The sequence below is a fragment of the Streptomyces nigra genome, assembly GCF_003074055.1.
In the GTDB taxonomy this organism is placed as follows: Bacteria; Actinomycetota; Actinomycetes; order Streptomycetales; family Streptomycetaceae; genus Streptomyces; species Streptomyces nigra.
This window is the reverse complement of record NZ_CP029043.1, coordinates 6,143,013-6,168,678: the sequence shown is the minus strand read 5'-3', so window position 1 is coordinate 6,168,678 and position 25,666 is coordinate 6,143,013. Positions and strand designations below refer to the sequence as shown.

Below are 25,666 nucleotides of genomic sequence, written 5' to 3'. Positions count from 1 at the left end.
GACGTACGACCGGCGACCGCCGGGTGACGGGCGGATCCGGTCTATCGCGGGCGGGCCGGGGCCGACAAGCGTCCGGCGCACACCTTCACGTCTCGTCCGGAACCTCTGCGGGACTTTGGGACTCCGGGACTCCGGGACTCCGGAACGTCAGCGGGGCGTGAGCGTCAGCTCGAACCAGACCGTCTTGCCGGTGCCCGTGCGGCTGGTCCCCCAGGCGCGGGCGAGCGTGCTGACGACGCGCAGACCGCGTCCGGCGGTGTCGTCGGGCCCGGCGTCCAGCAGGGTGGGCAGCTCATGGCTGTCGTCGTCCACCTCGCACAGCAGCGTCTCGCCGCGCACCAGCCTCAGTTCCACAGGGCGGTCGCGGGAGTGCCGTACGGCGTTGGTGACCAGCTCGGTCACCAGGAGCCCTGCGGTGTCCGCGAGCCGGGACAGGCCCCAGGCGCGCAGCTGTTCCTGGACGAGGGCGCGGGCGCGGCCCGCCTCGGCCGGGTCGAGTTCGAGCCGGTGCACGGCGACGTCCACGGGGGCGATGCCGTTGAGGCGGGCCATCAGCAGGGCGACGTCGTCCTTGCGGCCCTCGCGCGGGTTGAGGGCGCGGATGATCGTGTCGCACGCCTCGTCCATGGACGCGGCCGGGTGGGCGGCGGATTCGCACAGGACGGCGAGTCTGACACCGATGTCTTCGCCGCGCAGCTCGACCAGACCGTCGGTGCACATGACGATCCGGTCGCCCGGTTCGACCCGTACGCGCACCTCTTCGAAGGGCACGCCGCCGACGCCGATGGGCGCGCCCGTGGGCAGGTCGAGCAGTTCGCCGTGCCCGCTGTCGGCGCGGACCAGGACGGGCGGGATGTGGCCGGCGTTGGCGAGGCGCAGCTCGCCGGCCAGCGGGTCGTAGACGACGTACAGGCAGGTGGCGAGGTAGTTGTCGCCGAGACGCTGGGCGAGGTCGTCGAGGTTGCGCAGCAGCTGGGCGGGCGGCAGGTCGAGGGCGGCCATGGTCTGCACGGCGGTGCGCAACTGGCCCATCTTGGCGGCGGAGTTGAGGCCGTGACCCATCACGTCACCGACGACCAGGGCGGTCCGGGCCCCGGGCAGCTTCACGGAGTCGAACCAGTCGCCGCCGACCCGTCCGAGCAGCGTCCCCGGCAGATAGCGGGTGGTGATGTCGCAGCCCGCCATACGGCGCGGGATCTGCGGCAGCATGCTGTCCTGGAGGGTCTCGGCGACGCTCTCCTGGTAGGTGTACATCCGGGCGTTGTCGAGCACGAGGCCCGCTCTCGCGGCGAGTTCGGCGCCGGTGACCCGGTCCATGTCGTTGAACTCGACGCGCTCGGGGTGGCGCAGCAGGATCATGAAGCCGAGGACGACGTTGCGGGCCTTGAGCGGGACGACGAGCATCGAGCGGCCGGTGATCAGCGGGCGGATGTCCCGTTTCTCGAACTGGGACGCGATGGCGTGGCCCATCTCGGGGGTGATCCGCGGGACGAGCACGGGCTCGCCGGTGGTCATGCACTGGAAGAACGGGGTGTGGGCCGGAAAGGGCATGGCCTCGCCGACCGGTACGACGTCGTCCCAGCGGCCGGGTTCGTCGGTGTGCTCGAGGGCGACGCGGTGCCACATCGTGGTGGTGTCCGGCACCCCGTCGGGGAACCCCTCGCCGGCGACGACCTGTTCGCGCAGATAGGTGCCGGCGACGTCGGTGAAGCGGGGCACGACGGCCCGGCTGACCTCGATGATGGTCTGCGCCAGGTCGAGGGAGGTGCCGATGCGACCGCTGACCTCGTTGAGGAACTCCAGGCGCTCGCGGACGGCGACGTACTCCAGGTCCTCACCGTCGTCGGGGTCATCGGCCGGTGCCGGTAATCCGTGGGCGGCGGCCCGCGCGGCGCGTTCCCGGCGGGCCCGGCGTTCGACACGCCGGGGGACGCCCCAGTCGGGGGTGACGGGCACCCGGTCGTTCTGACTGAACTCCAGGACCGGGTAGCCGAGTTCGAGGATCTGGCCGACGATCCGGGCGCTTTCGTCGACGCTCATGCTGGGCAGGATCTCGGGGAGCCTGGAGGCGAGTTCCTCGGCGCCGGGGAAGTCGGTGTGCAGGGCGAAGGCGGGGGCGACCCGGTCGAAGCCGGGGTCCTCGCCCGCGGCGTCCTGCTGGAGCCGGCCGACGTCGGCGCCGAGCACGAGCAGCCGCTCGGGGCCGGGTCCGACGAGGGGGTAGGCCCACCACAGGACGTCGACGCGGTCCCGCTCGGGCACGGTCAGCCGGGCCCGCCCGGCCGTCGGGTAGTAGAGCCGTCCGTCCAGGGAGGTCTCGAGGTCGTGCCCCGCGTCGTCGTAGGCGCCGTACGGCCCGTACGGCGAGATGTCGTCGTCCTCGGGAAGCGCTCCCGAGACCGGCAGCAGATCGACGGCGGGGTGCCCGATCGCCTCCTCCTTGGTGGCGCCGAAGAGGCGGCGCGCGCCGGAGCTCCAGTGGGAGACGAGCCCCGCGCGGTCGACCACCACCACGGCGAGCGGGATGCGTCCGGTCGCGGCGTACTCCGTCGCCGCGCCGTCCCTTTCGGTGCCACGGTCCATGGCCCAGGCCCTCTCTCCCCACGGTCCGCAAGATCTGCGCGCCCCCACCACCGTACGGGTCCCCGCCTCGGGGATGTGTGGCAATAGGCGAATTGGATGTACCGGGTTCACGACGGCGCGCGCGGGGGCGGAAAGATCCGGCCGCGCTCCTTTCCCGCAGGACAGCGCCGGGTCGGGCGGCGGGGTCAGTCCTCGTGCCCGAGCTGGAGGTCGCGTTCCGTGCGCCCGCCGCGGGCGACCTGGAGCACGGTGGCGACCGGCGGGTAACCGGCGGCGATGACCGTGTACTCCCCGGAGGCGAGGTCGGTGAACCGGAAGGTGCCGTCGGGTCCGGTCGTGAGGGTGTCCACGACGTTGCCGGCCGCGTCGAGGAGGGTGACACGGGCGTCCTCCACGGGGCGTCCGCCGCCGGCCCGGACGGTGCCGCGCAGGGCGGCGCCGCCCGCGAGTTCGATGTCCTGCCGGGTCTCGCGGGCCGCCTTGACGGTGACGGGGACGGCTGCGGGCCGGAACGCGGCCGAGCTGGCGGCGAGGGTGTACTCCCCGGCGATCAGTTCGGTGATGACGTAGCCGCTCTCGCGTTCGCTGCGGGTGGTGGCGACGACCTCGCCGTGGACGTCGGTGAGGGTGACGGTGGCGTCCACGGGGGTGCCGTCGGGGCTGAGCACCCGTCCGGCGAGGCGCCCGGCGCCGCCGAGCAGGATGTCGAGGTCGACGGGCCGCTCGCCGACGGTGACGGAGACGGCCTGCGGCTGGTGGCCGCCGGCCGCGGCGATCATGACGTACGACCCGGGCCCTGGCGTGGCGAGCGCGAACCGTCCGTCCTCGCCGCTGCTCGCGCGGCCGACCTGCTGTCCGGCGACGTCGATCAGGGTCAGCGCGGCGCGGGGCACGACGGTGCCGTCGGCGTGCTGGACGGCGCCGCGGACGGTGGGCGATGTGCCGTGCGGCGAGCGGGCCTGCGGGACGGAGGCCGGGATCGTGGTCTCCTCGGTGGGGGCGTCATGGGTCACCAGGGGTTTCTCCTTGAGGAAGAAGGCGATGAGCAGGCCCAGCACGAGCACCGGCACGAGGTACAGGAAGATCCTCGGCATGGCGTCGGCGTACGCCTGGATGTAGGCGTCGCGCAGCGCCGGCGGCAGGCTGTGGACGAGCTGCGGGGTGATGGCCTCGGCGGCGGGCAGTGCGCCGCCGGTGTCGGCGGGGAGCCGGTCGGCGAGGGCGTCGGTGAGCCGGCCGGCGAAGAGGGTGCCGAAGACGGCGGCGCCGACGCTGCCGCCGATCTGCCGGAAGTAGTTGTTGGCGCTGGTGGCCGTGCCGAGGTCGGACGGGCGTACGGAGTTCTGCACGGCGAGGACGAGGACGGGCATCACCATGCCGATGCCGGCGCCGAGCACGGCCATCCAGAGGCTGTGGTGCAGCCGGGGCGTGTCGGTCTCCAGCCGGGACAGCAGCCACATGCCGACGGCCGACAGCGCGCTGCCGAGCAGGGGGTAGATCCGGTAGCGCCCGGTGCGGCTGATGAGCTGGCCGCAGACGATGGAGGCGCCGACGATGCCGCCCATCATGGGGAGCATGAGCAGCCCGGACTCGGTGGCGGTGGCCCCGTCGACCATCTGCAGATAGGTCGGCAGATAGCTCGCGGCGCCGAACAGCGCGACGCCGATCACCAGGCCCACCAGGCCGGTGACGTTGAAGACGGAGTCCCGGAACAGCCGCAGCGGGATCAGGGGTTCCACGGCGAAGCGCTCGGCGACGAGGAAGAGGAGCGAGGCGGCGGCGGCCCCGGCGGCCAGGCCGAGGATGACCCGGGAGTCCCAGGCGTGTTCGGTGCCGCCCCAACTGGTCAGCAGGACCAGGCAGGTGGAGGCGGCGGCGAGCAGCAGGGAGCCGAGCACGTCGAGCCGGGCGCGGCGCGCGGGCTTGGGGAGCTTGAGCACGACGGCGACGACGGCGAGGGTGACCAGGCCGAAGGGCACGTTGATGTAGAAGCACCAGCGCCAGGAGAGGTGGTCGGTGAAGTAGCCACCGAGCAGCGGTCCGGCGACCGAGGCGAGCCCGAACGCGGCGCCGATCAGGCCCATGAAGCGGCCCCGCTCCCGGGCCGGCACGATGTCCGCGATGATCGCCTGGACGCCGATCATGAGGCCGCCGGCGCCGACGCCCTGGACGGCCCGGTAGGCGATGAGCTGGTCCATGGTCGTGGCCCGGCCCGCGAGGGCGGAGCCGACGACGAAGACGACGATCGCGAACTGGAAGACGCCCTTGCGGCCGAGGAGGTCGCCGAGCTTGCCGTAGATCGGCAGTCCGACGGTGGCGGTGAGCAGATAGGCGGTGATCGCCCAGGACATCCGGTCGAGGCCGTGCAGTTCGCCGACGATCTTCGGCAGCGCGGTCGCGACGATCATCTGCTCCAGCGCGGCGAGCAGCAGCGCGAGCATGAGGGCGAGGAAGACCAACCGCACCCGGCGGGGCCCGAGTTCACCCGTGGGCCCGGGGCCGGCGGGACGGACGTCCGGGGGTGCGGCGACCGGCTCGTCCTGTACCAGAGTGCTCCCGCCCACGTACCCGCTCCCCTCGTCGCGCTGCCGCACCTTGTCCGCGTAGGCGAACAACTACGGGCAAGCGCGACGAGTTACGGAAGCAGGTCGGTCGTGGAACAGAACCACTCGAAACGGTGAGGGCGACAACGACCGCCGGGCTCCGGCGGGTTGAAGCACTCCGGTGCTACTTCTCCACCTCGGCGGCGAGGTTGGCGAGCAGCACGTCGTAGATCCGGCCGAGGCCCTTGGGTGCGAAGGTCCGCTCGAAGAAGCCGCCGATGCCGCCGGCGCCCTGCCAGGTGCTGGTGACGACGACCCGGGACCCGCCCTCGCCGGCCGGGGTGACCCGCCAGGTGGTGACCATGGAGGAGTTGCGGTCCTTCTCGACGAGCTCGCCGTCGGTGGGCTCGGTGACGTCCAGCAGGCAGTCGCGTACGCGCTTGCTGGTGGCCTGGAGCTTCCAGTGGACGACGGTGCCCTCGCCGTCGCCGCCCTCGCGGACCTCGTACTCGCTGAAGTGCTCGGGCAGCAGCTTCTGCCGGGTGCCGGTGTAGTCGGCGAGGGCGTCGAACACCTTCTCCGCGTCCGCCGCGACGACCCGCTCCGTAGTGGCCTCGACCTGCGCCATCGACTTCCTCCAGGACCTGAGTTCTCGGGGTTGGGGCAAGCCAACCACCCCGGTGGCACCCCGCCCAAATCGGGGTGCCGAACGGCTCACGGAACCGGTCGCGAGGCGATCGGAAACGAAGGCGGGCCAGGGGTGGCACGATCAAGGGAACATGTGTTCTATTCTGAGGGCAGTGCTACCGAGGAGGCACCATGCGCTGGGAGAACCTCGCCCTGGAGACGGACCACAGCAGGGCCGACACCGGTCTGTTCGGTGCGGACGCCGTCGTGACCCGCACCTTCGACACGCCCGAGTTCGCCGGGATCACGTTCCACGAGGTCCGGGCCCGCTCGATCGTGAACCGGGTGCCGGGCGCCTCACGCATGCCCTTCGAGTGGACGGTGAACCCGTACCGGGGCTGCTCGCACGCATGTGTGTACTGCTTCGCCCGCAAGACCCACAGCTATCTCGACCTGGACACGGGACTGGGCTTCGACTCCCAGATCGTGGTGAAGGTGAACGCGCCGGAGCTGCTGCGCCGGCAGCTCGCCTCCCGCCGCTGGCAGGGCGACCACATAGCGATGGGCACCAACGTCGACTGCTACCAGCGGGCCGAGGGCCGCTACCGCCTGATGCCGGGCATCCTGGCGGCCCTGCGCGACCACGCCAACCCCTACTCGATCCTGACCAAGGGGACGCTGATCCTGCGCGACCTGGATCTGCTGAAGCAGTCCGCCGAGGTCACGGACGTGGGCGTGTCCGTCTCCGTGGGCTTCGTCGACCGCGAGCTGTGGCGCACCGTCGAGCCGGGCACCCCCGCCCCCGAGCGGCGCCTGGACGTCGTACGGACCCTGACCGAGCACGGGCTCGGGTGCGGGGTGCTGATGGCCCCGGTCATCCCGTTCCTCGGCGACCAGCCCGCGCAGCTGCGGGCCACCGTGCGGGCGATCGCCGCCGCCGGCGCCACGTCCGTCACGCCGCTGGTGCTGCATCTGCGGCCCGGGGCGCGCGAGTGGTTCATGGCGTGGCTCGGCCGTGAGCACCCGCATCTGGTGCGCCGCTACGAGCGGCTGTACGCGGACGGCGCCTACGCGCCGAAGTGGTACCAGCGCCGGATCACCCGTCAGGTGCACGAGCTGGCCGAGGAGTACGGCATCGGGCCCGCCCGGCCGGAGATGCCCCGCCGGATCCGCGAGCCTCTCCCCGCCGAGCCGGAGCCCGGCCCCACTCAGCTGACGCTGCTCTAGAGACATCGGCGGCATCGGGGCGCATCCCGCGACCCGATCGGGTCGAATCCAGGCGGAACCCGTTCCTCCGGGCGTCCGTTCCGGGACGAATGCGGCACGGGCCGTGGCACGCGCGGCCCGCGCCCCTCCGTCCTGGGAGGACCACCCCATGGGAAAACGCGCAACCGTTCTATGCGGCGCCGCACTCGTCGTGGCAGGAACCCTGTCCGCCGTCCCCGCCGAGGCGAGCGCCCCGCCCGCCGCGACCGCCGCCGCGCCGCTCACCTGGAAGAAGTGCGGCACCGCCAAGTACCCGACGCTCCAGTGCGCCTCGCTGAAGGTGCCGCTCGACCACTCCGCCCCGAAGGGCCGCGAAATCACGCTGGCCCTCTCCCGCGTCCCGCACACCGCGAAGAAGTACCAGGGACCGCTGCTCGTCAACCCCGGCGGCCCCGGCGGCAGCGGACTCGCCCTGGCCGGCTTCGTCGCCTCGGCCCTGCCCAAGAAGGTGGCGGCGCAGTACGACGTCGTCGGCTTCGACCCGCGCGGCGTCGGCCGCAGCCGCCCGGCGCTCGACTGCCGGCCCACGCACTTCGCACCGGTGCGTCCGGACTCGGTGCCGAGCACACCCTGGGTCGAGCGGGCCAACCTGCTGCGCGCGAAGGAGTTCGCCCGCGCGTGCGCCGAGAAGCACGCCGACGTGCTGCCGTACATCGACACGGTCAGCGCCGCACGCGACCTGGACCTGATCCGCGCCGCCCTCGGCGCCCCGCGCATCAACTACTTCGGCTACTCCTACGGCACCTACCTCGGCGCCGTCTACGCCAAGCTCTTCCCGCAGCGGGTGCGGCGGGCGGTGCTGGACTCCGTCGTGGACCCCACCGGCGTCTGGTACGACGACAACCTCGCCCAGGACCTCGCCTTCGACGACCGGCACCGCGCCTTCCTGGCCTGGGTGGCCCGGCACGACAGGACATACCGGCTCGGCACGGACCCGGCACGCGTCGAGGAGCGCTGGTACGCGCTGCGGACGGCACTGGCCCGGACCCCGGCCGGCGGCGTGGTCGGCCCCGCCGAACTGGAGGACACCTTCCTGCCCGGCGGCTACTTCGACGGCTACTGGCCGCAGCTCGCCGAGGCGTTCGCGGCGTATGTGAACGACCGGGAGGACGGCCCGCTCACCAAGGCGTACGAGCGGTTCGGCGCCGCGGACGAGGCCGCGGGGAACGGCTACAGCGTCTACGCCGCCGTGCAGTGCCGGGACGCCGCCTGGCCGCGCGACTGGCACCGCTGGCGCGCGGACAACTGGGCCGCGCACACGAAGGCGCCCTTCATGACCTGGAACAACGCCTGGTACAACGCGCCGTGCGCGTTCTGGCCGCACAAGCCGCTCGCCCCCGTCGACGTCACCAACGACAAGGTGCCGCCCGTGCTGCTCTTCCAGGCGACCGGCGACGCGGCCACCCCGTACCAGGGGGCCGTCACCGTCCACCGGCGGCTGGCCGGCTCCCGTCTGGTCGTCGAGCGGGGCGGTGGCAACCACGCCGTCACCCTCGGCGGCAACACCTGCCTGGACCGGCACCTGGCGGCGTACCTGACCGACGGCACCCTCCCGCGCGGCTCCGGCGAGGCCGACGCGACCTGCGCCGCCTCCCCCGAGCCGAAGCCGACGCCCGCGAAATCGACGAAGGCCACCAAGGCGACGACCCGCGGCACCGACCTCCACGAACTGGTCGGCTTCCGGCCCTGACCCCCTGACGACCCGTCGGGGGCGCCCCGGGAGCCGTGGTCCACCATGGACCGCATGAGTGAGCTGACCCGGATCCCCGCCCCCGAAGGGGTCGCCCCCGCCGCCCAGTACAGCCATGTGGTGCTCGGCACCGGCCGTCTCGTCGCCGTCTCCGGCCAGCTCGCGCTGGACGAGGACGGCGCGCTCGTGGGCGCGGGCGACCCGGCGGCCCAGGCCCGTCAGGTCTTCGAGAATCTGGGGCGCTGTCTGACCGCGGCCGGCGCCACCTTCGACGACGTCGTGAAGCTCACCTGCTTCGTCACGGACATGGCGTACATGCCCGCCGTCCGCGCGGCCCGGGCCGAGCATCTGCCCGACGACCGGCTGCCCCCCGCGTCGGCGGTGCAGGTGGCCGCGCTGGTCCGGCCGGAGTTCCTGATGGAGGTCGAGGCGTTCGCTGTGCTGCCCGTCTGATGGGAGGCCCGGCGGATGGAGCGGTGCCTAGAGTGCCGGTCATGGACGATCACCGCCTGGCCATCCGCCCCATGACCCCCGCCGACTGCGACCGGGTCGCCGAGATCCGGGTCGGGGGCTGGCGCGCCGCCTACCGGGGGATCGTGCCGCAGTCCTACCTCGACGCCCTGGACGTGGCCGAGGACGCCGAGCGGCGGCGCGCGCATCTCGCGGGCGGCGACGGCACGGTGGTGAACCTGGTGGCGGAGGACGGCGGCCGGGTCGTCGGCTGGGGCTGTCACGGCCCCTACCGTGAGGACGACGGCAGCCGTACCGAGGACGCCGAGCTGTACGCGCTGTACGTGGATCCGGCCCGGATCGGCACCGGGGCCGGCCGCGCCCTGCTGGCGGAGTCGGTGCGCCGGTGCTCGCTCGCCGGGCACCGGCGCATGCTGCTGTGGGTGCTGCGGGACAACGTCCGGGCCCGGCGCTTCTACGCGCGGGCGGGCTTCGGGCCGGACGGCGCCGAGGAGCCCTTCGAGGTGGACGGGGTGCCGGTGCCCGAGGTGCGGTACGCCCGGGAGCTGACGGCCGGCTGAAGGGCCGGCCGCTCAGCGCCGGCTCGGGATGCGGGCCAGGGCCTGGACCGCCGCCTCCGCCAGGGCCGGATGGGCCAGCGCCTCGTTGAGGACCCGCCGGGCCCGGTCGTCGCCGAGCGTGCCCAGCCCCTCGACGCAGGCGAGGGCGACCCGGCGGTAGGGGTCGTGCGGGCGCAGCCGCCGCTCCAGGGTGGTGATCAGGGCCGGCACCGCCTCGGGGGCGCGCAGTTCGACCAGGAGACGGACCGGGTGCAGCGCGTAGGCGACCCGCAGTTCGTTGGTGGCGAGGGCGGCGGCCGCGCGGGCGGTGCGCGGGTCGCCGAGTCGGGCGAGGGCGTGGGCGGCGGAGGCGCAGCGCTGCGGGTCCCGGTGGTTGAGCAGCAGGACGAGGGACTCGAACGCCCGCCGGTCGCCCGCGAGTCCCAGCCGGAAGGCGGCCAACTCCCTGGCCCACAGCGGCTGTCCGGGCGCGGTCAGCACCTCCGCCAGTTCGTCGGGGTCGCCGGTGGCCACGAGGCGGTCGTACGCGGGTGTCGCTCCGGACTCCTGCCGTAAGCGCTCCGTGAGTGATCGCAACTCTTCGCTCATGGGAAGAGATTAGGCGCGCGGCCGGGGGCGCGGGACCTACATCACAAACCCGGGGGGTGGCGCGCTCGTTACCCGGGAGTTAAGCTCAGACGAGCGAGTTACCCACTCGCACCCCCTCGCGGCGGCCTGGTGACGCAGCCCTCGCGAGAGCAGTCGGTTCGGTGCCCCAGGTACCGCAGTACGACACGGCCACGGGACAGGGCCGGTCGGTCATCACCGCTCCTCGGACGTGTGCACGTCCGCAGCGACGGCCCCGGGCGTGTGCGCTCGCAGCCCGGCAACACCCGCACCTTCTCCGCGTCCGGCGCGTCCGGACGCGTTCCCAGTCGTCACCCTCATTCCTGGAGTCCCGCGATGGCCACTCCCCTGTCCGACACCTCACTGTCCCCGCTGAAGACCGTCGCCGTGGTCGGCCTCGGCACCATGGGCACCGGCATCATCGAAGTCCTCGCCAAGGCAGGCCGCGAGGTCGTCGGCATCGACGTCAGCGAGGCCGCGGCCGCCCAGGCCGTCGCCGCCCTGGAGTCCTCCACCGCCCGTGCCGTGGCACGCGGCCGGCTGACCGAGCAGGAGCGCGCGGACGCCCTCGCCCGTGTCCGCACCTGCACCGATCTGGGGGCCGCGGCCGACGCGGACCTGGTCATCGAGGTCGCTCCGGAGTCGTACGAGATCAAGCACCAGATCTTCCGGGAGCTGGACGGCATCGTCCGTCCCGAGACGATCCTCGCGACCGGCACCAACGCCCTGTCGGTGACCCGGCTGGCGGCCGACTCGGCCCGTCCCGAGCGCGTGCTCGGTCTGCACTTCTTCAACCCGGCACCGGCCATGAAGCTCGTCGAGGTCGTCTCCTCGGTGCTGACCGCGCCGACGGCCGTCACCGCGGTCACCAACCTCGCCCTGGACCTCGGCAAGGAGCCCGTCGCCGTCGGCGACCGGCCCGGATTCGTCGCCGACGGCCTGCTGTTCGGCTATCTCAACCAGGCCGCCGCGATGTACGAGGCCAAGTACGCCTCCCGAGAGGACATCGACGCCGCGATGCGGCTGGGCTGCGGGCTGCCCATGGGGCCGCTCGCCCTGCTCGACCTGATCGGCATCGACACCGCCCGCACGGTCCTGGACGCCATGTACGCCGAGTCCCGCGACCGGCTGCACGCACCCGCCCCGATCCTCAAGCAGCTCAGCGAGGCGGGCCTGTCGGGCCGTAAGTCGGGCCGCGGCTTCTACACCTACGAGGCTCCCGGCAGCGCCACCGTCGTGCGGGACGCGCTGACGCCGCTGGACGGCCCCGCCCTGACGCCCGGCCGGACCGTCCGCTCCGTCGGCGTCGCCGGCTCCGGCACCATGGCGTCCGGTATCGCCGAGGTCTTCGCCAAGGCCGGGTACGAGGTCGTCCTCGCCGCCCGCAGCGAGGAGAAGGCGCAGACCGCGAAGGCCCGGATCGGCAAGTCGCTGTCGCGGTCCGTGGACAAGGGCCGGATGACCGCCGAGGCCGCCGCGCAGACCCTGGACCGGATCACCGCGGCCGGCAGCTACGACGCGTTCGCCGACGTCGACCTGGCCGTGGAGGCCGTCGCCGAGGACCTGGACGTCAAGCGGCAGCTGTTCGCGGCGCTGGACAAGGTCTGCAAGCCGGGCGCGGTGCTCGCCACCACGACGTCCTCGCTGCCCGTCGTCGCGTGCGCCCGCGCCACCTCGCGTCCGCAGGACGTGATCGGCATGCACTTCTTCAACCCGGCCCCGGCCATGAAGCTGGTCGAGGTCGTCCGTACCGTCCTGACCGCCGACGACGTGCACGCCACCGTCCGCGAGGTCTGCACGAAGATCAGGAAGCACGCCGTGGACTGCGGCGACCGGGCCGGGTTCATCGTGAACGCCCTGCTGTTCCCGTACCTCAACAACGCGATCAAGATGGTGCAGGAGCACTACGCGTCGCTCGACGACATCGACGCCGCGATGAAGCTGGGCGGCGGCTACCCGATGGGCCCGTTCGAGCTGCTGGACGTCGTCGGGCTGGACGTCTCGCTGGCGATCGAGAAGGTCCTGCACCGCGAGTTCCGCGACCCGGGCCTCGCTCCGGCGCCCCTGCTGGAGCACCTGGTGGCCGCGGGCTGCCTCGGCCGCAAGACGGGCCGCGGCTTCCGCGAATATGCCCGGCGCTGACGGCATCGGCGACTGGTTCCGGAGCGAGAGGGACTGGGGCGGACTGCTCGACCCGGCCGGAGGACCCCCGCCCGCCCAGGGCGGGGGAAACCCCGTACACGCGCATCGAGCTGCGGACATGCAGTACGTTCGGGTCATGTCCCAGCCCGCCAGGTCCTCACGTACACCAGCTTCGCCCGACGCGCCGGAGAGCACCGCCGGCGGCCGAGCCGCCGCCCAACGGCTCAAGATGCGCCGCGAACTGGCGGCCGCGGCCATGGAGCTGTTCGCGACCAAGGGGTACGAGGCGACCACGGTCGACGAGATCGCGGCCGCGGCCGGCGTCGCCCGCCGCACCTTCTTCCGTCACTTCCGCTCCAAGGAAGAGGCGATCTTCCCGGACCACGACGACACCCTGGTCCGCGCCGAGGCGGTGCTCAACGCCGCCCCGCCGCACGAGCACCCGCTCGACACGGTGTGCCGGGGCATCAAGGAGGTCATGCGGATGTACGCGGCCCGGCCGGAGATCTCGGTCGCCCGCTACAAGCTGACCCGCGAGGTGCCCACCCTGCGCGAGGCGGAGATCGCCTCGGTCGCCCGCTACGAGCGTCTGTTCACCCGCTATCTCCTCGGCCACTTCGACGAGCACGCGCACGACGACGACGCCAACGACGACCCGCTGCTCGCGGAGGTCGCGGCGTCGGCGGTGGTCACCGCCCACAACCACGTGCTGCGGCGCTGGCTGCGGGCCGGCGGGCAGGGCGACGTCGAGGCGCAACTCGACCACGCCTTCGCGATCGTGCGCCGCACGTTCGGGACCGGGATCGGCGCGGGCCGCGAGAGCGCCCCGCGCACCACGACGGCCTCGGTGGCCTCCGACGGCGAGGTCCTGGTGACGGTGGCGCGGACGGACGCCCCGCTGGACGAGGTCATGCGCACCATCGAGCAGGCCCTCAAGGAGCGCTGAGACGCCCGTACGGGAGTGGGTTCGGCCACTCCCCCGCTGTGACGACGGCCACCCGCCCGGGTGGCCGTTTTGGCATGTCAGGGGCCCTTTTCTGGCGGCTTCCGAAGGCCGTTCGATCGATCATCGCTCATTTGTTACGTAAAGATTTCATCTGAGGGCAACTTCTGGCACGCAGTGCCTTGCCGGATGACACGCCGTGCCATACGTTGAAGAGGTCCGGGCGGCCGGCGTGCAGAGACCATGCGTACGCCGGCTGTCCCCGCAAGCCCCTCCCGGGGCCTGCGCGCCCGGCGCCTGCGTCACAGGCAACCTCCCGCGCCACCACGCGCTGCCGAACAGCACCACCGGCCGAACCGACGGCACCCCCGAAAAACCCTCAGCAGCAACGACGTAACCCTCAGCGCCCCTCCCTCAGGGCGCACACCGCCGGAGGCAACACGTGACCACGAAGGACATCCTGGCCGCGATCCAGTCGCCCGACTCCACGTCGGAGGACTTCGCCGCCCTCCCGCTCCCCGAGTCGTACCGCGCGATCACCGTGCACAAGGACGAGACGGAGATGTTCGCGGGCCTGCCGACCCGCGACAAGGACCCGCGCAAGTCGATCCACCTCGACGACGTGCCCCTGCCCGAGCTCGGCCCGGGCGAGGCCCTGGTGGCCGTCATGGCCTCGTCGGTCAACTACAACTCGGTGTGGACGTCGATCTTCGAGCCGCTGTCCACCTTCGGCTTCCTGGAGCGCTACGGCCGCACCAGCGAGCTGGCCAAGCGCCACGACCTGCCGTACCACATCATCGGCTCCGACCTCGCGGGCGTCGTCCTGCGCACCGGCCCGGGCGTCAACTCCTGGAAGCCCGGCGACGAGGTCGTCGCGCACTGCCTCTCCGTCGAGCTGGAGTCCAGCGACGGGCACAACGACACGATGCTCGACCCCGAGCAGCGCATCTGGGGCTTCGAGACGAACTTCGGCGGCCTCGCCGAGATCGCCCTCGTCAAGTCCAACCAGCTGATGCCCAAGCCGGGCCACCTCAGCTGGGAGGAGGCCGCGGCCCCGGGCCTGGTGAACTCCACCGCCTACCGCCAGCTGGTCTCCCGCAACGGTGCCGGCATGAAGCAGGGCGACAACGTCCTGATCTGGGGCGCGAGCGGCGGACTCGGCTCGTACGCCACCCAGTTCGCCCTCGCCGGCGGCGCCAACCCGATCTGTGTCGTCTCCTCGCCGCAGAAGGCCGACATCTGCCGCTCGATGGGCGCCGAGGCGATCATCGACCGCAACGCCGAGGACTACAAGTTCTGGAAGGACGAGAACACCCAGGACCCCAGGGAGTGGAAGCGCTTCGGCAAGCGCATCCGCGAGCTCACCGGCGGCGAGGACATCGACATCGTCTTCGAGCACCCCGGCCGCGAGACCTTCGGCGCCTCGGTCTTCGTCACCCGCAAGGGCGGCACCATCACCACCTGCGCCTCCACCTCGGGCTACATGCACCAGTACGACAACCGCTACCTGTGGATGTCCCTGAAGCGCATCATCGGCTCGCACTTCGCCAACTACCGCGAGGCCTGGGAGGCCAACCGGCTCATCGCGAAGGGCAAGATCCACCCGACCCTGTCCAAGGTGTACTCCCTGGAGGACACCGGCCAGGCCGCCTACGACGTGCACCGCAACCTCCACCAGGGCAAGGTCGGCGTGCTGTGCCTCGCCCCCGAGGAGGGCCTGGGCGTGCGCGACCAGGAGCTGCGCGCCAAGCACCTCGACTCCATCAACCGCTTCCGGAACATCTGAGGGCCGGGGGATGACAGAGCGTCAGGAAGACGAGCGTCAGAAGGACCGTCCGTGGCTCATGCGGACGTACGCCGGTCACTCGACGGCCGAGGCGTCCAACGAGCTGTACCGGCGCAACCTCGCCAAGGGGCAGACCGGTCTGTCGGTGGCGTTCGACCTGCCCACCCAGACCGGGTACGACTCCGACCACATCCTCGCCCGCGGCGAGGTCGGCCGGGTCGGGGTGCCGATCGCGCACCTCGGTGACATGCGCCGGCTGTTCCAGGACATCCCCCTGGAGCAGATGAACACCTCGATGACGATCAACGCCACCGCCATGTGGCTGCTGGCGCTCTACCAGGTCGTCGCCGAGGAGCAGGGCGCCGACATCACCAGGCTCCAGGGCACGACCCAGAACGACATCGTCAAGGAGTACCTGTCCCGGGGGACGCACGTCTTCCCGCCGGGGCCTTCGCTCCGCCTGACGACGGACATGATCGCGTACACGGTCTCCCACATCCCGAAGTGGAACCCGATCAACATCTGCAGCTACCACCTGCAGGAGGCGGGCGCCACACCGGTCCAGGAGATCGCGTACGCGATGTCCACCGCCATCGCCGTCCTCGACGCCGTGCGCGACTCGGGGCAGGTCCCCGAGGAGAAGTTCGGCGACGTCGTGGCCCGTATCTCCTTCTTCGTGAACGCGGGCGTCCGCTTCATCGAGGAGATGTGCAAGATGCGGGCGTTCGGCCGCATCTGGGACCGCATCACCCGCGAGCGGTACGGCATCGAGAACCCCAAGCAGCGCCGCTTCCGCTACGGCGTCCAGGTCAACTCCCTCGGCCTGACCGAGGCGCAGCCGGAGAACAACGTCCAGCGGATCGTGCTGGAGATGCTGGCCGTGACGCTGTCGAAGGACGCCCGCGCGCGTGCCGTGCAGCTGCCGGCCTGGAACGAGGCCCTGGGCCTGCCCCGCCCCTGGGACCAGCAGTGGTCGCTGCGCATCCAGCAGGTCCTCGCGCACGAGAGCGATCTGCTGGAGTACGAGGACATCTTCGAGGGCTCGCACGTCATCGAGGCGAAGGTCGCGGCGCTGGTCGAGGAGTCCTTCGCCGAGATCGAGCGGATCCAGGAGATGGGCGGCGCGATGGCGGCCGTCGAGTCCGGCTACCTCAAGTCGCAGCTCGTCGCCTCGCACGCGGAGCGCCGGGGCCGGATCGAGTCCGGCCGGGAGAAGATCGTCGGCGTCAACATCTTCGAGACGACCGAGCCCAACCCGCTGACCGCGGACCTGGACACCGCGATCCAGACGGTGGACCCGGCCGTCGAGGCACGGGTCATCGCCTCGCTCCAGCACTGGCGCGACACGCGGTACCAGCCGCCGTTCAACCACCCGCGCCCCTGCAAGGCGCTGGAGCGGCTGAAGGAGGCCGCGAAGGGCACCGACAACCTCATGGAGGCCACCCTGGAGTGCGCCCGCGCCGGTGTCACCACCGGCGAGTGGGCCGGGGCGCTGCGCGAGGTGTTCGGCGAGTTCCGCGCCCCGACCGGGGTGTCCTCGGCGCCGGTCGCGATCCCGGCCGAGGAGGGCTCGGCCCTGTCCCAGGTGCGCCGCAAGGTGGAGCTGACGGCGAAGGACATGGGCGTCGGCAAGCTGCGCTTCCTGGTCGGCAAGCCCGGCCTGGACGGGCACTCCAACGGCGCCGAGCAGATCGCCGTACGGGCCCGCGACGCCGGCTTCGAGGTGGTGTACCAGGGCATCCGGCTGACGCCGGAGCAGATCGTGGACGCGGCCCTCGCCGAGGACGTGCACGCGGTGGGCCTGTCGATCCTGTCCGGGTCGCACGCGCAGCTCGTGCCTGACGTCCTGGAACGCCTCCGTGTGGCCGGTGCCACAGATATACCCGTGATCGCCGGTGGCATCATCCCGAATGGTGACGCCGAGCAGCTGAAGGAAGCCGGAGTGGCCGCCGTCTTCACCCCGAAGGACTTCGACATCACCGGGATCATCGGCCGCATCGTCGACGAGATCCGGAAAGCGAACAAGCTCGACCCCCTGGAGGTCCCCGCATGACCGTCAACCGTCTGCGTCCCCGCCGCTCCTGTCTCGCGGTGCCGGGAAGCAACCCGCGCTTCCTGGAGAAGGCGCAGGGCCTCCCGGCGGACCAGGTCTTCCTCGACCTGGAGGACGCGTGCGCGCCGCTCGCCAAGCCCGAGGCGCGGCACACCATCGTCAAGTTCCTCAACGAGGGCGACTGGACGGGCAAGACGCGCGTCGTCCGCGTCAACGACTGGACGACGGAGTGGACGTACCGGGACGTCGTCACGGTCGTCGAGGGCGCCGGCCAGAACCTCGACTGCATCATGCTGCCGAAGGTGCAGACGGCCCAGCAGGTCGTCGCGCTGGACCTGCTGCTGACCCAGATCGAGAAGACGATGGGCTTCGAGGTCGGCAAGATCGGCATCGAGGCGCAGATCGAGAACGCCCAGGGCCTGAACAACGTCAACGAGATCGCCCAGGCCTCGCAGCGCCTGGAGACCATCATCTTCGGCCCGGCCGACTTCATGGCGTCCATCAACATGAAGTCGCTGGTCGTGGGCGAGCAGCCGCCCGGCTACCCGGCGGACGCCTACCACTACATCCTGATGAAGATCCTGATGGCCGCCCGTGCCAACGACCTCCAGGCGATCGACGGCCCCTACCTGCAGATCCGCAACGTCGAGGGCTACCGCGAGGTCGCGCAGCGCGCCGCCGCGCTCGGCTTCGACGGCAAGTGGGTGCTGCACCCGGGCCAGGTCGAGGCGTCCAACGAGATCTTCTCGCCGTCGCAGGAGGACTACGACCACGCCGAGCTGATCCTGGACGCGTACGACTACTACACGTCCGAGGCGGGCGGCAAGAAGGGCTCGGCGATGCTCGGCGACGAGATGATCGACGAGGCCAGCCGCAAGATGGCCCTGGTCATCGCGGGCAAGGGGCGCGCCGCCGGCATGAAGCGCACGTCGAAGTTCGAGATCCCGGAGGCCTGACCGTCATGCAGTTCGGACGCACCTACGAGGAGTTCGAGGTCGGGGCGACGTACAAGCACTGGCCGGGCAAGACGGTCACGGAGTACGACGACCACCTGTTCTGCCTCCTCACCATGAACCACCACCCGCTCCACATGGACACGAACTATGCGGAGAAGACGACGGACTTCGGCAAGAACGTCGTCGTCGGGAACTACATCTACTCGCTGCTGCTCGGCATGTCCGTGCCGGACATCTCCGGCAAGGCGATCGCCAACCTGGAGATCGAGTCGCTCAGGCACGTGGCGCCGACCTTCCACGGCGACACGATCTACGGCCAGACGACCGTGCTCGACAAGTGGCCGTCGAAGTCGAAGAACGACCGCGGCATCGTCTACGTGGAGACCAAGGGCTACAAGCAGGACGGCACGCTGGTGTGCGTCTTCCGCCGCAAGGTGATGGTGCCCACCGAGACGTACATCAAGGAGCGCGGCGGCGAGCAGCCGGGCCGCCCCGAGCTGAGGGAACAGGGGAAGTAAGCGATGGCCCGTCTCGCCCAGACCGCCGGTCTGACCGACATCCAGCAGGAGATCCTCTCCACCGTCCGCGACTTCGTGGACAAGGAGATCATCCCGGTCGCCACCGAGCTGGAGCACCGCGACGAGTACCCGCAGCAGATCGTCGACGGTCTGAAGGAACTCGGCCTCTTCGGCCTGATGATCCCCGAGGAGTACGGGGGTCTGGGCGAGTCGCTCCTGACCTACGCGCTGTGCGTGGAGGAGATCGCCCGCGGCTGGATGTCGGTGTCCGGCATCATCAACACGCACTTCATCGTGGCGTACATGCTGAAGCAGCACGGCACGCAGGAGCAGAAGGACCACTTCCTGCCCCGGATGGCGGCCGGCGACATCCGCGGGGCCTTCTCGATGTCGGAGCCGGCCCTCGGCTCGGATGTGTCCGCGATCACGTCGAAGGCGGTGAAGGACGGCGAGGAGTACGTCCTCAACGGCCAGAAGATGTGGCTGACGAACGGCGGAACGTCGTCTCTGGTGGCCGTTCTGGTCCGAAGTGACGAAGGACACCCCGAGGGCACCGCGCCCCATAAGTCGATGACCACCTTCCTCGTGGAGAAGGAGCCGGGCTTCGGTGAGGTCCGTCCGGGCCTGACCATCCCCGGCAAGATCGACAAGATGGGCTACAAGGGCGTCGACACGACCGAGCTCATCATGGACGGCCTGCGCATTCCGGCCGATCGGGTGCTCGGCGGCGTCACCGGCCGAGGTTTTTACCAAATGATGGACGGCGTCGAAGTCGGCCGCGTCAACGTGGCGGCGCGTGGCTGCGGCGTCGCTCAGCGTGCCTTCGAACTGGGCGTCCGGTACGCCCAGCAGCGTCACACTTTCGGCAAGCCGATCGCCCAGCACCAGGCCATTCAGTTCAAGCTGGCCGAGATGGCTACCAAGGTGGAGGCCGCGCATGCCATGATGGTGAACGCGGCACGCAAAAAGGACTCCGGTGAGCGAAACGACCTCGAAGCAGGGATGGCGAAGTACCTCGCCTCCGAATACTGCAAGGAGGTCGTGGAGGATGCCTTCCGGATCCACGGCGGCTACGGCTTCTCCAAGGAGTACGAGATCGAGCGCCTCTACCGTGAGGCTCCGATGCTGCTCATCGGTGAAGGTACCGCCGAGATCCAGAAAATGATCATCGGTCGCAGGCTGCTCGAAGAGTATCGGTTCCAAGGCTGAATGTCCGAGTTCGGGGTGTTTTCTTCGAGAAGAAGATCACACCCCGTACATACGCTTCAGCCGCCGACTCGGCTTCCTGGCTTGCCCAGTTGTGGGCCGCGACCGGTACGATCCCCGGAAAGCCGCCGTCCCCCGTTGAAGCGCGGCATCATCCGCTACGAAGGTCATCCATGCCCCACAGCCAAACCTCTGCACCACGCGACAGCCGGGCCGGCGTACGCCTCGCGCGCGGAGCATCGCCGTGGCTTCTCCCGACCGTCGCCACCGCAGCCCTCAGCCTGGCCCGCGCACGCCGCTCCGGCGTCGCCAAGGCCGTGGCCGTACCCGCCACCGCTCTGGCGGCGGGCATGCTGTGGTTCTTCCGCGACCCCGAGCGCGAGATCGCCCAGGGCCGGGTCATCTCCCCGGCCGACGGTGTGGTGCAGAGCATCATGCCGTGGAAGGACGGCCGCACCCGCGTCGCGATCTTCATGAGCCCGCTCAACGTCCACGTCAACCGCGCGCCGCTCTCCGGCACGGTGACGTCCGTCGAGCACATCCCCGGCGGGTTCGTGCCGGCGTTCAACAAGGAGAGCGAGAACAACGAGCGCGTAGTCTGGCACTTCGACACCGAACTCGGCGACATCGAGATGATTCAGATCGCCGGCGCCGTCGCACGTCGCATCGTCCCCTACATCCCGCAGGGCACGAAGGTCGAGCAGGGCGACCGCATCGGTCTGATCCGCTTCGGCTCCCGTGTCGACATCTACCTGCCGGAGGGCGTGGAGGTCGCGGTCGAGGTCGGGCAGAAGACCGTGGCTGGGGTGACTCGCATTGACCGTGATTGATCCAGAGACACAGCCGGGCTGGGTGCCGGGCGCGGACGAGGTCGACGAAGAAGAGGAGGAGATGCCGCTCTCCCTCCGCCTGTCGATAGCGGACACCCTCACCCTCGGCAACGCCACGTGCGGCTTCATGGCGGTGTACTTCACCACCACCGGCATCCTGATCCCGCACCTCACGGGCAGCGAGGAGAGCGGCATGGCGCGCCACAGCGCCGCCACCGCCGTCATCCTGATGCTGTGCGCGGCCGTGTTCGACCTGTTCGACGGCCTGGTCGCCAGGAAGCTCCGCTCGTCCCCGATGGGCGCCGAGCTGGACAACCTGTCCGACCTGATCAGCTTCGGTCTGGCCCCGGCGTACTTCGTCCTCGTCTACGGCATGGTCGCGAACGACGCGCACCAGAGAGTGGCCGCGGTCGGAGCGATCGTGGTGCTGCTGGCGGTGGTGCTGCGGCTTGCGCGGTTCTCGTGCGTGTCCGTCCCCAACGGCATGTTCCAGGGGATGCCCTCGCCGTTCGGCGCGCTGACCGTGGTCTCGATCGTGCTGCTCGAGCTGCCCTTCGTGGCGACGCTCCTGGCGATCCTGGGCACGGCCTGGCTGATGGTGAGCCGGGTGGAGTACCCGAAGCCGCGTGGCCGTCTCGCGATCGCGATGCTGTCGTGGATCGTGGTGTCCATGGGTCTGCTCGCCGCCTGGGCGTTCGACGCCCCGAGCGGTCAGCTGCTCCTCCAGACGGGCTGCGCGCTCCAGCTGGTGATGGGCGCGGTGATCCCGCTGTTCGCCACGGCCCGCCGGGTGAACAACTTCCGCGGCAACCGGCGTGAGGCGCGGGCGGCCCAGCTGCCGTAGCGCTCCGCGTGCTGTGACGGGAAGGGCCCCGGACCGATTCGGTCCGGGGCCCTTTCGTGCTTCCGGGGCGCTGGGCGGCTCAGACCAGGAAGTCCCGGCCGATGCGTTCCGCGACCCGCTCCAGGATCGGTCCGGCGTCCGCGATGCACACCGTCACGTCCGGCTCCTCGTCCGTCAGCGGGTACGCCCGCCGGATGCCGGCCCGGCCCAGGGCCTCGGGCGCGAGGGCGAGACGGCCGCACACCGCGACGACCTCCTTGCCGGCCGCGCGGGCCGCCGCCGCGACACCGGCCGGGGCCTTGCCGTGCAGGGTCTGCTCGTCGAGGGAGCCCTCCCCGGTGATCACCAGGTAGGCGCGTTCCACGGCCGGCGCGAAGCCCAAGACGTCGAGCATGACCTCGATGCCGGCCCGGAAGCGGGCGCCGAGCAGCAGGGCGCCGTACCCGATGCCGCCGGCGGCTCCGGCACCGGGCGCCGAGGCGTGTTCGGCGGCCCGGGGGCCGACGGCGGCCTCCAGGACCTTGGCGTAGTGCGCGAGGGCCGCGTCCAGCGTGGCCACGTCGTCCGGGGACGCCCCCTTCTGCGGGCCGTACACCGCCGGTGCGCCCTTCGGGCCGGTCAGCGGATTGTCGACGTCGCTGGCGAGGATCAGGTCGACCTCGGCCAGCCGGGGGTCGAGCCCGGACAGGTCGGCCGTGGCCAGGTCGGCGAGGCCGCCTCCGCCCGGCGCCACCGGCTCCCCGTCGGCGTCGAGCAGACGTGCGCCGAGCGCGGTGAGCATCCCGGCGCCGCCATCCGTGGTGGCGCTGCCGCCGACGCCGAAGACGATGGTGCGGGCCCCGGCGTCGAGGGCCGCGCGCAGCAGCTCGCCGGAGCCGTGGGTGGACGCCGTGAGCGGGGCGAGGACGCCCGCGGGGAGCCGCTGGAGGCCGCTGGCCTCGGCCATCTCCACGACCGCGGTGTCGCCGCGCAGCGCGAACGCCGCCGTCACCTCGTCGCCGAGCGGTCCGGCGACCCGCGCCTCACGCCGCTCGAAACCGGCCGCGACCGCGGCGTCGACGGTGCCGTCACCGCCGTCGGCGACCGGCAGGGCCTCGACCTGGACCGTCGGGACGGCCCGGCGCAGACCGGCTGTGACCCGCTCCGCGACCTCCACGGCCGTGAGCGACCCCTTGAACTTGTCCGCGGCGATGAGCACGCGCTGTGTCACCTGTATCCCCTTGCTCTCCGGGCCCCGCACAGGTCGGGGCCAGTCGCGCCGCTGCGACCTTAACCGGCGACACCCCGGACCGCCATGCCCCGCCGGAGCGTGGGCCGGGCCGGGACGGCTCCGGCGTGCCGGGCGCGTGGGCGGTCGCCTGAATCGGGTAGACCGGTCCTATGACCGCTGTGGACACGGAACCGGAGCTCGCCGACCGCATCCTCGGCGGCTGGCTGGGCCGGATCGCCGGCAACATGCTCGGCAAACCGGTCGAGCAGGGCGAGGTGTGGACGCGCGACCGGATCGACCGCTATCTGCGCAGGGCCGCGGCCCTGCCGCTCACCGACTATCTGCCGGAGCCGGCCGACGAGGAGGACGGGCGCTCGATGCGGCCCGAGTGGCGGCAGTGCGTGCGCGGCCGTATCCACGGCAGCTGCCGCGACGACGACGTCGACTACGCGATCCTCGGCCTCGACCTGCTGGAGCGGCACGGCTTCGGCTTCAGCACCGAGCAGGTCGGGGACCTGTGGCTGCTGCGCCTGCCGTTCCTGCAGACCTTCACGGCGGAGCGGGCGGCGTACCGCAATCTCGCGAACGGCCTGAAGCCGCCGCTCACCGCCACCTACGACAATCCGCACCAGGAGTGGATCGGCGCCCTCATCCGCGCCGACGTCTACGGCTGGACCTCGCCCGGCGTCCCCGCCCGCGCCGCCTCCCTGGCCCGCCGGGACGCGGTGCTCTCGCACACCGGGAACGGGGTGTACGGCGCGATGTGGGCGGCTGCGCTGATCTCGGCGGCGTTCACCGCGGCCACGGTCCGGGAGGCCGTCGACCGGGCGCTCGCGGTGATCCCGGCGAGCAGCCGGCTCGCCCGTACCGTGCGCCGGGTGGCGACGCTGCACGAGGCGCGGATGTCCTGGGAGGACACGCTCGCCACGGTGGCCGAGGAGACGGCGGGCCTCGGCTGGATCCACACCGTCCCGAACGCGGCCGTCCTCACGGCGGGGCTGCTGTACGGCGACGGCGACTTCACCCGCACCATCACGCTCACCGTGCGCGGCGGCCTGGACACCGACTCCAACGGGGCGACGGCCGGGTCGGTGGCGGGCGTGCTGGGCGGCGCGTCGGCGATCCCGGCGCAGTGGACGGAGCCGCTGGAGGACACGGTGCGCAGCGCGGTCTTCGGCTTCGACGGAGTGCGGATCAGCGAGCTGGCGGAGCGGACGCTGCGGCTGGCGGAGCTGGGTGCGCAGGCGGGCGCGGGTTCCACGATCGCCCAGCCGGTCACCCTTCCCGAATGACCTCGACGCCCCCGGCACAGGACTGCGCCACGTACATCGCGGGGCTCCCCCGTGTCCTCGCCGACGCCGCCGCTCTCTTCCGGGACGAAGAGGGCCGGGTGCTGCTCGTGGAGCCGAACTACCGCGAGGGCTGGGCGCTGCCCGGCGGCACGATCGAGTCGGACGCCGGTGAGACGCCCCGGCAGGGCGCGCGCCGCGAGCCCCTGGAGGAGATCGGGCTGGACCGCGAGCCGGGTCGGCTGCCGGCGGTGGACTGGGTGCAGGGGGCGGGCCGGCCGCCGCTGGTGGCATACCTGTACGACGGCGGGGTGCTCACCGCGGACGACCTGAAGGCGATCCGCCTCCAGGAGCAGGAGCTGCTGTCCTGGCGCCTGGTGCCCCGCGAGGAACTCGCCGATCATCTGCCGGGCGCTCCGGGCCGCCGCGTCCTGGCCGCGCTGGACGCCCTGGCGGACGGCACGGGGCCGGTGGAACTGGAGAACGGTCGCAAGGTGGCCTGACCCGGACGTCAGCCCTCGACGTCCCGGGGCCGGACGTCCACGTCGCGCAGGGCGTCGTCGCGCTCGGCGACCCGTGCCTCGGTGCGGTGCCCGCGCTGGACGTAGTCGCGCAGGACGAGTTCGACGGCGTCCTGGGGGCTGCCGACACCCGCGAGGACCATGGCCTCCACGACGAGTTCGGCATCGAGCGACACGGTGACCTTGGCCATGCTGGCACGCTAGCACCGGCAGCCGGGGCGTACAGGCGCTCGCTCGAATATCCATTCGCCGCGCTCCGGCCGCCCGTCCTACTCTCGGCGACATGACCAAGCCCCTCGTGGCCCTGCTCAGCGGCGCCGGCATCTCGACCGACTCCGGCATCCCGGACTACCGCGGGCCGAACGGCCTGTGGCGGCGCGACCCCGAGGCCGAGAAGCTCGTGACGTACGAGTACTACATGGCCGACCCGGACATCCGGCGGCGGTCGTGGCTGATGCGGCGGGAGACCGGCGCGCTGAACCCCGAGCCCAACGCGGCGCACCGGGCGGTGGCCGAGCTGGAGCGCTCGGGGGTGCCGGTGCGGGTGATCACGCAGAACGTGGACGGCCTGCATCAGCTCGCCGGGCTCCCGGCCCGCAAGGTCCTGGAGCTGCACGGCACCGCACGGCAGGTGGTGTGCACCAAGTGCCACGCCCGCTCCCCCATGGAGGACGTCCTGGCCCGCGTCGACGCCGGCGAGGACGACCCGCCGTGCCTGGAGTGCGGGGGCGTCCTCAAGTCCGCGACGGTGATGTTCGGCGAACGCCTCGACCCGGAGGTCCTCGGCCAGGCGGTCGCGATCACCAAGGCCTGCCAGATCTTCATCGCGGCCGGCTCCAGCCTCCAGGTCCAGCCGGCGGCGGGCCTGGCCGGCATCGCCGCGGACCACGGCGCCCGCCTGATCATCGTGAACGCGGAACCGACACCGTACGACGACCTGGCCGACGAGGTCGTACGGGAACCGATCGGAACGGCGTTGCCTGAGCTGCTCCGGAGGATCGAGAAGGACGACTGAGTGGGCG

22 protein-coding genes are annotated in these 25,666 nt (G+C 71.5%); 16 read left to right on the top strand and 6 right to left on the bottom strand.

Annotated features, from left to right (window positions below; translation table 11 throughout):
* Positions 1–147: 147 nt before the first annotated feature.
* The 3 genes from DC008_RS28425 to DC008_RS28415 form a co-directional block, all read right to left on the bottom strand.
* Positions 148–2,583: an ATP-binding SpoIIE family protein phosphatase gene (locus tag DC008_RS28425; protein WP_108709396.1), complete on the bottom strand. Its 2,436-nt coding sequence runs from the start codon at positions 2,581–2,583 to the stop codon at positions 148–150.
* A gap of 185 nt (positions 2,584–2,768) precedes the next feature.
* Complete coding sequence (locus tag DC008_RS28420; protein ID WP_108710905.1) at positions 2,769–5,147, bottom strand: MFS transporter; 2,379 nt, start codon at positions 5,145–5,147, stop codon at positions 2,769–2,771.
* A gap of 163 nt (positions 5,148–5,310) precedes the next feature.
* Positions 5,311–5,754, bottom strand: a complete 444-nt coding sequence (locus DC008_RS28415; RefSeq protein WP_108709395.1) for an SRPBCC family protein — start codon at positions 5,752–5,754, stop codon at positions 5,311–5,313.
* A 191-nt stretch (positions 5,755–5,945) separates the two neighbouring features.
* On the opposite strand from DC008_RS28415, the gene DC008_RS28410 reads away from it, so the two are divergent.
* The 4 genes from DC008_RS28410 (at position 5,946) to DC008_RS28395 (ending at position 9,740) form a co-directional block, all read left to right on the top strand.
* Positions 5,946–6,980 (top strand): Rv2578c family radical SAM protein, encoded by a 1,035-nt coding sequence (locus DC008_RS28410; RefSeq protein WP_108709394.1) that lies wholly within the window; start codon positions 5,946–5,948, stop codon positions 6,978–6,980.
* Positions 6,981–7,128: 148 nt separating this feature from the next.
* Positions 7,129–8,709 (top strand): alpha/beta hydrolase, encoded by a 1,581-nt coding sequence (locus DC008_RS28405; RefSeq protein WP_108709393.1) that lies wholly within the window; start codon positions 7,129–7,131, stop codon positions 8,707–8,709.
* 54 nt (positions 8,710–8,763) lie between these two features.
* Positions 8,764–9,162 (top strand): RidA family protein, encoded by a 399-nt coding sequence (locus tag DC008_RS28400; protein WP_108710904.1) that lies wholly within the window; start codon positions 8,764–8,766, stop codon positions 9,160–9,162.
* A gap of 41 nt (positions 9,163–9,203) precedes the next feature.
* Complete coding sequence (locus tag DC008_RS28395) at positions 9,204–9,740, top strand: GNAT family N-acetyltransferase (protein WP_108710903.1); 537 nt, start codon at positions 9,204–9,206, stop codon at positions 9,738–9,740.
* A 12-nt stretch (positions 9,741–9,752) separates the two neighbouring features.
* On the opposite strand, the gene DC008_RS28390 is transcribed toward DC008_RS28395, so the two are convergent.
* Positions 9,753–10,328 (bottom strand): adenylosuccinate lyase, encoded by a 576-nt coding sequence (locus tag DC008_RS28390; protein WP_108709392.1) that lies wholly within the window; start codon positions 10,326–10,328, stop codon positions 9,753–9,755.
* Positions 10,329–10,682: 354 nt separating this feature from the next.
* Here DC008_RS28390 and DC008_RS28385 point away from each other — a divergent pair, with 354 nt between their 5' ends.
* From DC008_RS28385 to pssA, 9 genes are all read left to right on the top strand, one after another.
* A complete protein-coding gene (locus tag DC008_RS28385; protein ID WP_108709391.1) occupies positions 10,683–12,488 on the top strand; it encodes a 3-hydroxyacyl-CoA dehydrogenase family protein in 1,806 nt (601 codons plus the stop codon).
* A gap of 136 nt (positions 12,489–12,624) precedes the next feature.
* Entirely contained in the window at positions 12,625–13,434 is an 810-nt protein-coding gene (locus tag DC008_RS28380; protein WP_199835338.1) for a TetR family transcriptional regulator, read from the top strand.
* Between the two features lie 439 nt (positions 13,435–13,873).
* On the top strand, positions 13,874–15,217 hold the full coding sequence (gene ccrA / locus DC008_RS28375) for a crotonyl-CoA carboxylase/reductase (RefSeq protein WP_108709390.1): 1,344 nt from the start codon (positions 13,874–13,876) through the stop codon (positions 15,215–15,217).
* A 10-nt stretch (positions 15,218–15,227) separates the two neighbouring features.
* Entirely contained in the window at positions 15,228–17,270 is a 2,043-nt protein-coding gene (locus tag DC008_RS28370) for a protein meaA (protein ID WP_108709389.1), read from the top strand.
* Positions 17,267–18,226: an HpcH/HpaI aldolase/citrate lyase family protein gene (locus DC008_RS28365; protein WP_108709388.1), complete on the top strand. Its 960-nt coding sequence runs from the start codon at positions 17,267–17,269 to the stop codon at positions 18,224–18,226. The genes DC008_RS28370 and DC008_RS28365 overlap by 4 nt, the downstream gene beginning before the upstream one ends.
* 5 nt (positions 18,227–18,231) lie before the next feature.
* Positions 18,232–18,744, top strand: coding sequence for a MaoC family dehydratase (locus DC008_RS28360; RefSeq protein ID WP_108709387.1), 513 nt, complete (start codon positions 18,232–18,234; stop codon positions 18,742–18,744).
* 3 nt (positions 18,745–18,747) lie between these two features.
* Entirely contained in the window at positions 18,748–19,953 is a 1,206-nt protein-coding gene (locus DC008_RS28355) for an acyl-CoA dehydrogenase family protein (RefSeq protein ID WP_108709386.1), read from the top strand.
* A 170-nt stretch (positions 19,954–20,123) separates the two neighbouring features.
* Positions 20,124–20,780: a phosphatidylserine decarboxylase gene (locus tag DC008_RS28350; RefSeq protein WP_048579466.1), complete on the top strand. Its 657-nt coding sequence runs from the start codon at positions 20,124–20,126 to the stop codon at positions 20,778–20,780.
* Positions 20,781–20,802: 22 nt separating this feature from the next.
* Complete coding sequence (pssA, locus tag DC008_RS28345) at positions 20,803–21,624, top strand: CDP-diacylglycerol--serine O-phosphatidyltransferase (RefSeq protein ID WP_108709385.1); 822 nt, start codon at positions 20,803–20,805, stop codon at positions 21,622–21,624.
* Between the two features lie 79 nt (positions 21,625–21,703).
* On the opposite strand, the gene DC008_RS28340 is transcribed toward pssA, so the two are convergent.
* Positions 21,704–22,822, bottom strand: coding sequence for a glycerate kinase (locus DC008_RS28340; protein WP_108709384.1), 1,119 nt, complete (start codon positions 22,820–22,822; stop codon positions 21,704–21,706).
* A gap of 182 nt (positions 22,823–23,004) precedes the next feature.
* On the opposite strand from DC008_RS28340, the gene DC008_RS28335 reads away from it, so the two are divergent.
* Both DC008_RS28335 and DC008_RS28330 read left to right on the top strand, forming a co-directional pair.
* Complete coding sequence (locus tag DC008_RS28335) at positions 23,005–24,126, top strand: ADP-ribosylglycohydrolase family protein (RefSeq protein ID WP_108709383.1); 1,122 nt, start codon at positions 23,005–23,007, stop codon at positions 24,124–24,126.
* Positions 24,123–24,626, top strand: coding sequence for an NUDIX domain-containing protein (locus tag DC008_RS28330; protein ID WP_108709382.1), 504 nt, complete (start codon positions 24,123–24,125; stop codon positions 24,624–24,626). Before DC008_RS28335 ends, DC008_RS28330 begins: the two co-directional genes overlap by 4 nt.
* An 8-nt stretch (positions 24,627–24,634) precedes the next feature.
* On the opposite strand, the gene DC008_RS28325 is transcribed toward DC008_RS28330, so the two are convergent.
* The gene (locus DC008_RS28325) at positions 24,635–24,835 is read right to left on the bottom strand and encodes a type II toxin-antitoxin system VapB family antitoxin (RefSeq protein ID WP_062667056.1); all 201 of its coding nucleotides are present in this window, start codon (positions 24,833–24,835) and stop codon (positions 24,635–24,637) included.
* 92 nt (positions 24,836–24,927) lie between these two features.
* Between DC008_RS28325 and DC008_RS28320 the strand changes: the two genes are divergently transcribed.
* On the top strand, positions 24,928–25,659 hold the full coding sequence (locus DC008_RS28320; RefSeq protein WP_108709381.1) for an SIR2 family NAD-dependent protein deacylase: 732 nt from the start codon (positions 24,928–24,930) through the stop codon (positions 25,657–25,659).
* Positions 25,660–25,666: the final 7 nt, after the last annotated feature.